We start from the raw sequence: 12,638 nt of genomic DNA, 5'->3' as shown, positions 1-12,638 counted from the left end.
ACCCCGTTTTTTGTTACATATAAAACCTTCTTCGTTGAAAGAATAATAAAAACTTTTATTGAGGAAGGAGGAGTCAATAGCGCATGGGCAACGGTGAGAAGAGACAGTTGAACGGATGGTATCGGCGTTGCTATACGTATCTGGCAATACTGTGCGGTGCGGCGGCTTTACTGGCAATTTTCTGGCAGGGGCATATGGCTCTGGCGCAAAACGCGGTGCTGTACTGGGGCAGCAGCGGTCCGGAGGTCAAAAAAGTTCAGGCCAGGCTAAACGGCTGGGGCTACTATCATGGTCCCATCGACGGCTATTACTCCGGGAAGACCCAGGAAGCCGTTAAGGACTTTCAGCGTAATAACGGTATTAATCCTGATGGAGTGGTGGGCTCCGGGACATGGCTGGCTCTGGGATATTCCTCCGGCGGCCAGTCCGCCAGTTACGTGCCCCAGGACGGAGGCAGCTCCAGGGGTATCACCAACCGGGACAGCTCTTATCTGCTGGCCAGGGTGATAGAGGGGGAAGCGGCCGATGAACCTTACGTGGGCAAAGTGGCCGTGGGGGCTGTAATTCTCAACAGAACCCAGAGCGCCTCCTTTCCGGGCAGTTTAGCCGGGGTAATCTATCAGGCCCATGCCTTTGAGTCGGTTAGTAACGGCCATTATACCAGGCCGGTTACCGAAGAGGCGCTGCGGGCGGCCCAGGAAGCCATGTCCGGCTGGGACCCCACCGGGGGAGCACTGTACTTCTGGAATCCCTCCAAATCTGTCAGTCCCTGGATATGGTCCAGGAATATAACCGGGCAGATCGGCCGCCACGTTTTTGGCTACTAAGGAGGAAATCGCCGTGAAGGATAAGAAATGGATGTTGTCACTTACCCTTGGTTTAGTCCTGGTGGCGGCCTTGGGCTTTTGGGGGTACAGGCAGGCCGATGCCAGGCGTACCATGGAAGCGGCTTTAAACAACAAATATCAGAGGGCGTTTTACGATTTGACCACCCACGTTCAAAATATGGAGGTGCTTCTTTCAAAAACCCTGGTGGGTCAGGAGACGCGCCAGGATACCTTCCTCCTTATGAACCTGTGGCAGGAAGCGGACGCCGCCCAGAAGGAACTGGGACAAATTCCCGTGCCTGACGGATTGATGACCAGAACCATGAAGTACCTGACCCAGGTGGGGGATTACGCCAACACCCTGGCAAAGCAGACCATTGACGGAAAGCCCAAGACTGATGAACAGTGGCGGACGCTGCGATATCTTTACTCCCAGTCCTCAGGCCTCAATGAAGAATTGCATAACATTGAATCCCACGTGGCGGACGGCAGGCTCACCCTGAGCGAGCTGACAACCCAGACCCGGAAAGGTCTACGAAAAGAAGGGCCGCAACTGGCCAACAATAACCTTCAGACCCTGGATAAAAAAATGCAGCAATTTCCGACCCTGATATACGACGGACCCTTTTCCGACCATCTGGCTGACAAAAAGCCCCTGGGAATAACCGGCGACAGCATAAACGCCGATCAGGCCCGCTCAAAGGCGCTTGGTTTTATTGACAGGCGGGGTAATAAAGATTACGTGGCAAATGTGGTGCACACCCAAAAGGGTAGAACACCGTCTTACCAGGTTGACATAACATCCTGCCCGGTGCGGGAGAATGAGAGGATAACCGCGGCAATATCCCGCCAGGGGGGTAATGTGTTATGGATGTTGAATTCCAGGGCTATCGGGGATAAAAAGGTTTCCCTGGAGTCCGCCGGCGACAGGGCGGCAAAGTTTCTGGCCGGCAAAGGGTTTAAGAACATGCAGAGCACCTATCACGAGGTGCAAGATCGCCTGGCGATTTATAACTTTGCGGCCACCCAGGGCGGGGTGGTGCTTTACCCGGATTTGGTGAAGGTGTCGGTAGCTCTGGATACCGGCCAGGTGGTGGGCTTTGAGGCCTCGAATTACTGGGACTCGCACCGGGATAGAAAAATTTCCGCCCCCCGGCTGACCCTGGCGCAGGCCAGGAAAAAGCTGAGTCCTCATCTGGAGGGTGTTTCCGGGGGCAGGCTGGCTCTTATTCCGCTTAGCCCGGATACCGAGACTTTGACCTATGAGTTTAAAGGCAATCTCGGCAAAGATGTTTTCCTGGTCTATATTAACGCTGATAATGGCCGTGAGGAGCGGCTATTGAGGGTGGTTGACACCGAGGAGGGAGTATTGACGGTTTAGCGGTAAGGGGACACAATTCCCGGTGAAGTTGCTGCAAATGTCTATTGACACTGCTTTGTACACCGTGTTACAATAGCCACGTATTTTAAAAAAGCCAGTGATGACGGGGAATGTGGGTTTCCAGTAGTTCTCAGCGAGCCGGGGTTTGGTGCAAGCCCGGTGGATGAAGGACCCGTGCCGCCTCTGAGCAAGCGTGATGAAATTGCCTTTTGCAAGGTGAGAGTAAGTCCGCCGCACGCCCTCCGATAAAGGGGCACGGAGTGGACCGCATTTGCAGTACCGGTGCGGTCAATACGGGTGGTACCGCGAGATATGCTCTCGTCCCTTTTTAGGGGACGGGAGCTTTTATTTTAAGGGCGGTTTGCCCTAAAAGGAGGTGGGTGACACTGTGAAGGAAATACTGGAGCTGCTGGAGGTCAACGCAAAACTTACCGAACAGGAAATAGCCATCATGCTGGGCATGGATGTGGAAGAAGTCAAGCAAAAAATCAAGGAAATGGAAAGAGATAAAGTTATACTCAGCTATCTTACCCTGATCAACTGGGAAAAGGTAGGGGAGGAGAAAGTTTCAGCCTTTATCGAAGTTCGCACCACCCCCCAGCGGGACGTGGGATTTGACTCTGTGGCCGAAAGGATATACCGTTTTCCGGAGGTGCGCAGCGTCCGCCTGATGTCCGGCACATACGACCTGGCGGTTTTTATTGAAGGCAGGACCATGCGGGAAGTTAGCCACTTTGTGGCCACCAAGCTTGCCACCATAGACGGGGTGGTCAGCACCGCTACCCATTTCGTGCTGAAAACCTACAAGCAGGACGGGGTTGTCATCGAAGACGATGAAGAAGACAGAAGGTTGGTGATTTCGCCATGATTAATAAAATGGAGTGGTCGAAAATGATAAATCCAACGGTGCGTTCCCTGCCGCCCTCGGGTATACGCAAATTTTTCGACATGGTAACGGAGATAAAGGGAGTTATCTCCCTGGGGGTGGGGGAGCCGGATTTTGTGACGCCCTGGCACATCCGGGAGGGCTGTATTTATTCCCTGGAGAAGGGTTACACCATGTATACCTCCAACCAGGGGCTGCTGGAATTAAGGGAAGCCATTTCCAGGGAGCTGGACACGACTTACGGCGTAACCTATGATGCCCGCAGGGAACTTCTGGTTACGGTGGGGGTCAGCGAAGGCCTGGATCTGGCCATGCGGGCGCTGACCTGCCCCGGTGACGAGGTGCTGATACCCGAGCCGTCCTATGTTTCCTATGCTCCCTGCACCATGATGGCCGGCGGCGTGCCGGTCCATATACCCACCAGCGTGGAGGACAATTTCCGTTTAACCGCGGATAGGGTGGAGGCGGCCATTACACCCCGCACCAAGATACTGCTGCTCTGTTATCCCAACAACCCCACCGGGGCCGTGATGCCCAAAAAGGAATTGCTGGCCATTTCAGAGGTGGTGAGAAAGCATAACCTTATCGTCATTTCCGATGAAATATACGACAAACTTACATACACCGGAGAGCATACCTGTGTTCCGTCCCTGCCGGGCATGCGGGAGCGGACCATTCTTTTGAACGGTTTTTCCAAAGCCTACGCCATGACGGGCTGGCGGGTGGGGTATGCCGCCGGAAATGCCGACTTTATCGCGGCAATGACTAAAATTCACCAGTACACCATGCTCTGCGCTCCCATTACAGCCCAGATGGCGGCGGCGGAAGCGCTGAAAAACGGCCGGAGCGGCATGCAGCAAATGGTGCAGCAGTACAATCGCCGCCGTCACCTGGTGATGCAGGCCTTCAGCGAAATGGGGCTGCATTGTTTCGAGCCCGGTGGCGCCTTCTACGCCTTCCCGGAAATTTCAGCCACCGGCCTCACTTCCGAGGAATTTGCGGAAAGGCTGTTGATGGAGGAGAAGGTGGCGCTGGTTCCCGGCAACGCCTTTGGCCCCAGCGGAGAAGGCTTCGTGCGCTGCTCCTACGCCGCTTCCGTCGACGACCTGGCGGAGGCCTTCCGGCGCATGGCCAGATTTGTGAAACATTGCGGCGTTAAGGTTAAAACAGTGGTAAACCTTTAAGGCGATTGAAAAGCCGCACCCGGTTCCTCCCTTCGCGCCAGGCTTGCTTTTCACCGGCCGCAAACCGGGTGAGTTTTCAGGCTTCGTTTTTTTAAACAGACAGGCAGGAATTGGGCGAAATTTATAGAATTATATATAAATACTAGAGCATTGGCGGGTGGCTTTTCGCCGTCCGCCAATGTTTTGTTCACTCCGCGAAGAGAATACATATTTTTTGCGGCTATTATCAATTTTATATGAAGAATGGGAGGATGGCAGGATAATGAAACTGCTGCTGCTGTTGTTATTTGTGGGCGTACTGATTTACAGCGGGTTGGTCAGTATGCGAAAGACCCGTACGGTGAACGACTTTTTTCTGGGTGGCCGGGATGTGGGTCCCTGGCTGTCGGCCTTCGCCTACGGTACCACGTATTTTTCGGCAGTTATTTTTATTGGTTATGCGGGTAAAGTGGGCTGGGGCTTCGGGCTGTCCAGCCTGTGGATTGTGGTTGGCAACACCCTGGTGGGAAGCCTTTTGGCCTGGTTTGTCCTGGCTAAAAGAACCAGAATATTGACAAACCGGTTAAATGTCATGACCATGCCGGAGTTTCTGGAAGTCCGGTACCGCAGCAAAAATATCAAAATTTTTTCCGCGCTGGTGATTTTTATATTCCTGGTGCCGTACTCCGCCTCGGTATACATGGGTTTAAGCTACCTGTTCAATCAGATATTCGGAATACCTTATTTGTACGCGGCGGTTTTCATGTGCGCCCTGACCGCCCTGTATCTGGTGCTGGGCGGGTACCGGGCGGTGGCCCTCACGGATTTTATCCAGGGCCTGGTGATGATAGCGGGGGTTGGCGTGCTTTTGTACTTCGTGGTGAATTCGGAAAAGGTGGGAGGACTTGCCGCCGGCCTGCAGCGGCTGGGTGAGATAGATCCCGGCCTGGTAAGCGTGGTGGGAACCCCGGGGTGGCTTCCCCTGGCTTCCCTGATGCTGCTCACCAGCCTGGGGGTCTGGGGCATGCCCCAGATGGTGCAAAAGTTTTACGCCATCAAGGATGAGGCCGCCATCAAGCCGGCCATGATGGTATCCACCTTCTTCGCGCTGGTGGTAACCTTCGGGGCATATTTTACCGGAGGCCTTACCAGGCTGTTCTTTGACACTCTGCCCCTGGACCCGGCCACCGGCAAGGCCACCCCCGACATGCTGATGCCCATGATTATCAACAATACCCTGCCGGAAATCGGGGCCGCCATAATTTTGTTGCTGGTGCTGTCCGCCTCAATGTCAACCCTGGCCTCCCTGGTGCTGGTGAGCAGTTCCTCCATAGCCATCGACCTTTACAAGGCGGTTAGCCCAAACCACAGCCCGAAAAAGGGCGTGGTGCTGATGCGGCTGCTCTGCCTGGTATTTATAGCCCTGTCGTTAATAATCGCGCTGATGAAGCCGGCCATTATACTGAGCCTCATGGCCATGTCCTGGGGCGCCGTGGCGGGGTTTTTTATCGCGCCGTACATATACGGGCTTTTCTGGCGGGGTGCCACCCCCGCCGGCGCCTGGGCCGGCGGTTTGACCGGCTTGTCCGTCGCGGTGGGCTTCGCCCTGTACTATAAACTTGACGCGGCCGTTATACCCATTGTGGGTTCAGCGGCCATGCTGGCGCCCCTGGTGGTGCTGCCGGCGGTCAGCCTGGTGACCAAACAGCTGCCGGAGAAGCATTTGCTAAAAGTATTCGGCAAACTTTCCGGGGGCGGCAAAGGCGCGGAAATGTCTCCAAAGGAAGTGTTACTTAAATGATCTGGGATCAGAATGAATGCATGGGCCGGGAAGAATTGAACAAGCTCCAGCTGGAAAGACTCAAGGAAACGGTGAACAGGGTTTATCACCGGGTTTCCTATTACCGGCGGGAATTCGACCGTCTGGGAATATCCCCTGAAGATATACAAACCCTGGAAGATGTGCGCAAACTGCCCTTTACCACCAAGGTGGCCTTAAGGGACAACTATCCCTACGGCATGTTTGCCGTTCCCATGAAGGAGATAGTGCGGCTGCACGCTTCCTCCGGCACTACCGGCAAGCCCACCGTGGTGGGTTACAGCAAAAAGGATTTGGACACCTGGTCGGAACTGGTGGCCAGAATGGTTACCCAGGCCGGGGTAAACCAGGATGACGTGGCCCAGATAACCTTCGGCTACGGGCTGTTCACCGGGGCTTTCGGCCTGCACTACGGCCTGGAGAAGGCCGGGGCCGCCATTGTGCCTTCCTCCGTGGGCAACACCCGGAAGCAGATCATGCTGATGCAGGACTTCGGCACCACCGTGCTGGTGGGAACCCCCTCCTACTGCCTGCACCTGGCGGAGACGGCCAGGGAAATGGGGGTGGACCCCCATGAATTGAAAGTAAGAATTGGTCTTTTCGGGGCGGAAGCCTGGACGGAGAGCATGAGGGCGGAACTGGAGCGGGCCTGGGGCATCAGGGCCACCGACAATTACGGCCTCAGCGAGGTAATGGGTCCGGGGGTTGCCGGTGAGTGCCCGGAAAGGGCGGGAATGCACATAAGCGAAGACCATTTCCTGGTGGAAGTTATCGACCCGGTATCCGGTGAGCCCCTGGAATACGGGCAGGAGGGGGAACTGGTGATCACCACCCTGACCAAGGAGGCCTTCCCGGTGCTCCGCTACCGCACCAGGGACATTACTGTGCTCAATCCCGAGCCCTGCGACTGCGGCAGGACCAGCGTCAGGATGAGCAAAGTCACCGGCCGCACGGACGACATGCTTATTATTTCCGGTGTGAATGTATTTCCCTCCCAGATAGAGAGTGTTTTGATGAGCATAGAGGGGATTTCCCCCCATTACCAAATTATGGTGGGTAAAAAGGGTTATTTGGACTACCTGGAAGTGCGGGTGGAACTCAGTCAGGCCTCATTCACCGGCCAGTTCCGTGATCTGGAGGCCCTGGAAGGCCGGCTGCGGACCAAGCTGCAGAGCGTTTTATCCATAGGGGCCAGGGTGAGGCTGATGGAGCCCCATTCCATTGAGCGCAGCCAGGGTAAGGCCAAAAGGGTTATAGATAAGAGAAATGAACAGTAACACTGGAGGTGTCGCCGTTGAAAGAGCTAATGACCGGTAACCAGGCCATCGCCAGGGGAGCCTGGGAAAACGGTGTTGCCCTGGGTGTCGGCTATCCGGGAACGCCCAGCACCGAGATATTGGAGAATTTGGCCCGCTGCCGGGACATATACGCGGAGTGGGCGCCCAACGAAAAGGTAGCCCTGGAGGTGGGCATCGGCGCGGCCATGGCCGGGGCCAGGGTGCTTGTGACCATGAAGCACGTGGGGGTTAACGTGGCGGCCGACCCGCTGCTGACCGCCGCCTATACCGGGGTGAACGGAGGGCTGGTGCTGATTTCAGCGGACGATCCCGGAATGCACAGTTCCCAGAACGAGCAGGACAACAGGAATTATGCCCGCTTTGCCAAAATCGCCCTGCTGGAGCCCTCGGACAGCGCCGAGGCCATGGACATGGTGCGGGCGGGACTGGAAATAAGCGAACAGTTTGATATACCGGTGATGCTTAGAACCACCACCAGGGTGGCCCACTCCCAGGGGTTTGTGGAACTGGGGGAGAGGGTGAGTATTCCCCCCCGCCCCTACACCAAAGACCCGCGCAAATGGCTCATGGTCCCCGCCTTCGGCAGGCTGCGCCGGCGGTCCCTGGAGGAGCGGCTGGCCAAACTGGCGGAATACTCGGAAAGCACACCGCTGAATTTTGTTGATAAAGGGGATTCCAAAACAGGGGTAATCACCAGCGGCATCAGCTACCAGTACATCAAGGAAATACTCCCCGGGGCGTCGGTGCTGAAGCTGGGCATGACTTTCCCCCTGCCCCTGAAAATGATTAAGGAATTTGCCTCCGGGGTGGACAGGCTCTTCGTGGTGGAAGAATTGGAACCCTTTATTGAGGAGCAGGTCAAATTGCTGGGCATTAAGGTCACAGGCAAGGAGCTGTTCCCGTCCGCGGGGGAATTCAGCACCGGGCTGCTGCGCCGTATATTTGCCGGGGCCGGAGTAATACCCGCCGGGGACGCGGAAATGCCGGCCTACCCGGATATGCCCCCGCTGCCCCCGCGCCCGCCGGTACTCTGCGCCGGCTGCCCGCACCGGGGAGTTTTCTACACCTTGCACAAACTAAAGCTGGTGGTCACCGGCGACATAGGCTGTTACACCCTGGGCGGGCTCTCCCCCCTGGAGGGCATGGACAGCTGCGTCTGCATGGGCGCCAGCATAGGCATGGCCCATGGAGCGGAAAAGGCCGTGCCGGAATTGAGGGGGCGCACAGTTGCTGTAATAGGCGACTCCACCTTTTTGCACTCCGGAATTACCGGTGTGCTGGACGTGGTATATAACAACGGCAATTCCACGGTAATCATAGTGGACAACAGCACCACCGCCATGACCGGGCACCAGGAGCATCCGGCCACCGGAAAAACCCTGATGGGCGGAGAGGCCCCGGTGGTTGACCTGCAGGCTCTGGTTCGCGCCCTGGGGGTGCAGCGGGTGGTAACCGTGGATCCCCTGGATCTGGAAAAATTAACCGCGGCCGTCAAGGAAGAGGTGGCGGCCCCGGGACCCTCGGTAATCATAGCCCGCCGTCCCTGCGCCCTGCTTCGCCGGCAGTCCGGACAGCCGGTGACGGTGGACCAGGAGGCCTGCAAGGGCTGTAAGACCTGTCTTAAGCTAAGCTGCCCGGCAATTTCCGTAAAGGATAAGCTGTGCTCGGTGGACCCGGGGGCCTGCGTGGGCTGCGGGCTTTGCGTACAGGTTTGCAAATTCGGCGCGTTGACCGCTGCCAAAGGGGGTGCCGCCGGTGCTTAAATCAATGGATGTGCTCATGGTGGGAGTGGGCGGACAGGGCACCATTCTGGCCAGTAAAATTTTGGTCCACGTGGCCGGCGCGGCCGGTTACGACATAAAGATGTCCGAAATACACGGCATGGCCCAGCGGGGCGGCAGCGTTTCCACCCAGGTGCGCCTGGGGGACAAGGTATACTCCCCGCTTATTGAAGAGGGCAAGGCCGACGCCATACTGGCCTTTGAGAAGCTCGAGGCCCTGCGCTGGCTGCCCTATTTAAAAAAAGGCGGCTCCCTCATCATCAACGACCAGGCCATTGCCCCGGTTCCGGTGCTGGCTGGCCTAGCCGAATATCCCGAGGATATCAACGGCTACATTCGCTCCAGGGTTCCCGGCATGCTGGCGGTGGACGCCCTGAAGATCGCCACGGAGTGTGGCAACCCCAAGGCCGCCAACGTGGTTCTGGTGGGTGTGCTGGCCAAAAGACTGCCATTACCGAAGGAGCTGTGGCAAAAGGCCCTGGAGGCCAGGGTGCCGGCCAAATTTCTTGAAATCAACAAGGCCGCCTTCGAAAGAGGCTACAATTTATAAAAGGCAATAAAATTAAACCCCCGTGGGAACGGGGGTTTAATACGTACGGAAGGCGTCTATTTCCTCTTCAACGTCTTTTTCCGTCAGACCGCTTTCCTTTGCCCGGACTCTAAACTTATTCAAAGAAGATTTCAATATCAGCTGTTTATTATACTTGTCCGCGTTTTTCAGCCTTAAATACTCTTCATAGTTGACAAGAACACTTTTGGGTTCCGAATTGACGGTGATTATTACCGGCCTATCCGAATCAATGAGAGAAGAAAGCCGGGGTCTGGCCTCGTTGATTCCGATAATTGTTTCCATTGTTAAACCCTCCGGAGTATATTAATGTTAAGCTTATTATAACCGGTAACGAATAGCTTAATCAATAAATTGTTGCCGCCCGGTTATTCCTGTTTCTTTTACCCCTTTTGATTAAATTAAAAAAAGGTTATAATATATGAAATTTATGGTGGTATTTTCGGAGGGGATGGATTTGTCCAAAGAGGTGCTGGTTACCGTGAAGGGTACCCAGACCAACGAGTTTGGCGAAAAGGACACCATAGAACTTGTCACCAGGGGAAATTATTATTACAAAAACAATTCCTATTATATCGTATATAATGAAAGCCGGCTCTCCGGCCTGGAAGGGACCACCACTTCCCTCAAGGCCGAGCCCGACCGGGTGACCCTGAACAGGATGGGAGCGGCGGAAATGAAACAGATTTTCCAGGAAGGGGTTCACAACCAGGGTATGTACGTCACCTCCTGCGGAAGCCTGGAAATGAGGGTGCTTCCCCGGAAGGTAAAGGTGCTCCTGGATCACTCCGGAGGCAGTATAGACCTTGGCTACGATATAGAAATGGGCAGTAAGAAACTGGGCTACAATGAGCTGAGCATCACCGTCAAAGAACTGTAACCGCCGGAAAAGCGGATAAAGGGCTTCCGGGAGGAACTCCCGGGGGCATATTTTTTGAGCAGGAGGTTTTTAGTGTGAGCGGTTTGGTTGACCAGATTCGTTCGGGACTGGCGGATTCCCTGAAAAAAGCGCTGTCATCCGCGGGTGAAAAAGGAACTTTGCCTGAAGTGGAGACTCCGGCCTTTGTGGTGGAGGTTCCCCGGGAAAAAGAAAACGGGGATTTTGCCTCCAACCTTGCCATGCTGCTGGCCAAGCCGGCCCGCACGGCTCCCCGCAGGGCGGCCGAAGCCCTGGTGGCGGAGCTGGATCTTTCGGGCCTGCCGGTGGAAAAAGTGGAAATAGCCGGTCCCGGTTTTATTAATTTTTATCTGAGCTCCAACTGGGTCCTGGCGGCCCTGCCGGGCATCGTCAAAAAAGGAGAGGCTTACGGCCGGGTGAACATCGGCGGAGGCAAAAAGGTGCAGGTGGAGTTTGTCAGCGCCAATCCCACCGGGCTTTTACACATGGGCAACGCCAGGGGTGCCGCCCTGGGGGACAGCATATCCTCGCTGCTGGACTATGCGGGGTTCGAAGTCAGCCGGGAATTTTACATTAATGACGCCGGAAATCAGATAGAGCACTTCGGACGCTCCTTGGAGGCCCGTTATTTGCAACTGTTGGGCAGACAGGCCCAGGTGCCGGAGGAAGGCTACCACGGTGAGGACATAATGGAAACCATGCGGGGTTTTGTGGAAAAATACGGCGACAGGTATCTGGATACGGCCAGTCCCGCCCGCAGGGAGATTATGGTCAAATATGCCCTGGCGGAAAAGCTGGGGGCAATTAAAAAATCCCTGGGGGAATTCGGCGTAAATTACGATGTCTGGTTTTCCGAGCAGTCCCTGCACGACTCCGGCAAGGTGACGGAAGCCATAGAGCGGCTGAAAGAGAGCGGCTATCTTTATGAATACGAGGACGCCCTCTGGTTTAAAGCCCGGGAGTTCGGAGTAGAAAAGGATGAGGTGGTGGTGAGGAGCAACGGCATCCCCACCTATTTTGCCGCCGATATTGCCTATCACATGAATAAATTCCAGCGCGGCTTCCAGTGGGTAATCAATATCTGGGGCGCCGACCACCACGGCCACGTGCCCCGGATGAAGGGCGCCGTCAAGGCCCTGGGATATGACCCGGACGCCCTCCAGGTTATCATAATGCAGCTGGTGCGCCTTTACAAAAGCGGGGAAATCGTGCGCATGAGCAAGCGCACGGGACAGTTTGTAACCCTGGAGGAACTGATGGAGGAAGTGGGCAGGGATGCCGCCCGCTACTTCTTTGTAATGCGCAGCGCCGACAGCCACCTGGACTTTGACCTGGACCTGGCCAAGGCGCAGTCCAACGACAACCCGGTTTACTACGTGCAGTACGCCCACGCCAGGATTTGCAGCATTATGAAACAGCTGGAGGAGCAGGGCGGGACCATGCCGGACCCGGAAAAGGCCGGGCTGTCCCTGTTAAGGGAGGAGGCTGAGCTGGCGCTGGCCCGCAGGCTGGCGGATCTTCCCGACGAGGTGGCTTCCTGCGCCCGGGATCTGGCCCCGCACCGGCTGGCCCGTTACGTTCACGAGATAGCCGGGCTGTTCCACAGCTTTTACAACGCCCACAGGGTAATTACCGGGGACGCCGCCCTTACCGGGGCAAGACTGGTGCTGGTGGCGGCCACCCGGGTGGTGCTGGCCAACTGCCTGAATATACTGGGTGTGTCCGCTCCCGAAAGAATGTAGCATATTTTCATCCTTTGCCGGCGCCGGATTGGCGGGCTGGGGGTTTTATGTAAATTTTAAAAGAATTTAAAACAGGTTGGGGGAATTCTGCTTTGAAGGATGTTATATTTGCCACTTTAACCGGATTCCTGATTGGAATGCTGTTTATCCGGATGAAGCTGCCCCTTCCGGCTCCACCCACCCTGGCCGGAGTGATGGGCATCGTGGGCATGTTCGCGGGGTACCTGGTGGCTGTTCGGCTGGGCTGGGGTAAATAAAGAAAAGTGTGACCGGCC

At 55.9% G+C, this 12,638-nt stretch carries 12 protein-coding genes; 11 read left to right on the top strand and 1 reads right to left on the bottom strand.

Features of this window, described 5'->3' with window-relative positions; all coding sequences use genetic code 11:
• Positions 1 to 83: 83 nt before the first annotated feature.
• The 8 genes from sleB (at position 84) to DCCM_RS17735 (ending at position 9,705) form a co-directional block, all read left to right on the top strand.
• Complete coding sequence (sleB, locus tag DCCM_RS17770; RefSeq protein WP_104373726.1) at positions 84 to 827, top strand: spore cortex-lytic enzyme; 744 nt, start codon at positions 84 to 86, stop codon at positions 825 to 827.
• 13 nt (positions 828 to 840) lie between these two features.
• The gene (ypeB, locus tag DCCM_RS17765) at positions 841 to 2,208 is read left to right on the top strand and encodes a germination protein YpeB (RefSeq protein WP_104373725.1); all 1,368 of its coding nucleotides are present in this window, start codon (positions 841 to 843) and stop codon (positions 2,206 to 2,208) included.
• A 388-nt stretch (positions 2,209 to 2,596) separates the two neighbouring features.
• Positions 2,597 to 3,076 (top strand): Lrp/AsnC family transcriptional regulator, encoded by a 480-nt coding sequence (locus DCCM_RS17760; RefSeq protein ID WP_104373724.1) that lies wholly within the window; start codon positions 2,597 to 2,599, stop codon positions 3,074 to 3,076.
• Complete coding sequence (locus DCCM_RS17755; RefSeq protein WP_104373723.1) at positions 3,073 to 4,278, top strand: aminotransferase class I/II-fold pyridoxal phosphate-dependent enzyme; 1,206 nt, start codon at positions 3,073 to 3,075, stop codon at positions 4,276 to 4,278. Before DCCM_RS17760 ends, DCCM_RS17755 begins: the two co-directional genes overlap by 4 nt.
• A gap of 262 nt (positions 4,279 to 4,540) precedes the next feature.
• Positions 4,541 to 6,058 (top strand): sodium:solute symporter family transporter, encoded by a 1,518-nt coding sequence (locus DCCM_RS17750; protein WP_104373722.1) that lies wholly within the window; start codon positions 4,541 to 4,543, stop codon positions 6,056 to 6,058.
• Positions 6,055 to 7,353: a phenylacetate--CoA ligase family protein gene (locus DCCM_RS17745; protein ID WP_104373721.1), complete on the top strand. Its 1,299-nt coding sequence runs from the start codon at positions 6,055 to 6,057 to the stop codon at positions 7,351 to 7,353. The genes DCCM_RS17750 and DCCM_RS17745 overlap by 4 nt, the downstream gene beginning before the upstream one ends.
• A gap of 17 nt (positions 7,354 to 7,370) precedes the next feature.
• Positions 7,371 to 9,137 (top strand): indolepyruvate ferredoxin oxidoreductase subunit alpha, encoded by a 1,767-nt coding sequence (gene iorA / locus DCCM_RS17740; protein WP_104373720.1) that lies wholly within the window; start codon positions 7,371 to 7,373, stop codon positions 9,135 to 9,137.
• Positions 9,130 to 9,705 carry an indolepyruvate oxidoreductase subunit beta gene (locus DCCM_RS17735; protein WP_104373719.1) on the top strand — a complete coding sequence of 192 codons (576 nt, stop codon included), beginning with the start codon at positions 9,130 to 9,132 and terminating at the stop codon, positions 9,703 to 9,705. The genes iorA and DCCM_RS17735 overlap by 8 nt, the downstream gene beginning before the upstream one ends.
• Before the next feature lie 36 nt (positions 9,706 to 9,741).
• Here the strand turns inward: DCCM_RS17735 and DCCM_RS17730 are convergent, their stop codons facing one another.
• Entirely contained in the window at positions 9,742 to 10,008 is a 267-nt protein-coding gene (locus DCCM_RS17730) for a type II toxin-antitoxin system Phd/YefM family antitoxin (RefSeq protein ID WP_104373718.1), read from the bottom strand.
• A gap of 172 nt (positions 10,009 to 10,180) precedes the next feature.
• Here DCCM_RS17730 and DCCM_RS17725 point away from each other — a divergent pair, with 172 nt between their 5' ends.
• The 3 genes from DCCM_RS17725 (at position 10,181) to DCCM_RS17715 (ending at position 12,620) form a co-directional block, all read left to right on the top strand.
• Positions 10,181 to 10,603, top strand: coding sequence for a YwiB family protein (locus DCCM_RS17725; RefSeq protein ID WP_104373759.1), 423 nt, complete (start codon positions 10,181 to 10,183; stop codon positions 10,601 to 10,603).
• A 74-nt stretch (positions 10,604 to 10,677) separates the two neighbouring features.
• The gene (gene argS / locus DCCM_RS17720; RefSeq protein ID WP_104373717.1) at positions 10,678 to 12,363 is read left to right on the top strand and encodes an arginine--tRNA ligase; all 1,686 of its coding nucleotides are present in this window, start codon (positions 10,678 to 10,680) and stop codon (positions 12,361 to 12,363) included.
• Between the two features lie 92 nt (positions 12,364 to 12,455).
• Positions 12,456 to 12,620 (top strand): XapX domain-containing protein, encoded by a 165-nt coding sequence (locus DCCM_RS17715; RefSeq protein ID WP_104373716.1) that lies wholly within the window; start codon positions 12,456 to 12,458, stop codon positions 12,618 to 12,620.
• Positions 12,621 to 12,638: the final 18 nt, after the last annotated feature.

Source organism: Desulfocucumis palustris, assembly GCF_002933875.1.
In the GTDB taxonomy this organism is placed as follows: domain Bacteria; phylum Bacillota; class Desulfotomaculia; order Desulfotomaculales; family Desulfocucumaceae; genus Desulfocucumis; species Desulfocucumis palustris.
The sequence above is the reverse complement of the archived record's forward strand: the minus strand, read 5'-3'. Positions and strand labels throughout refer to the sequence as shown.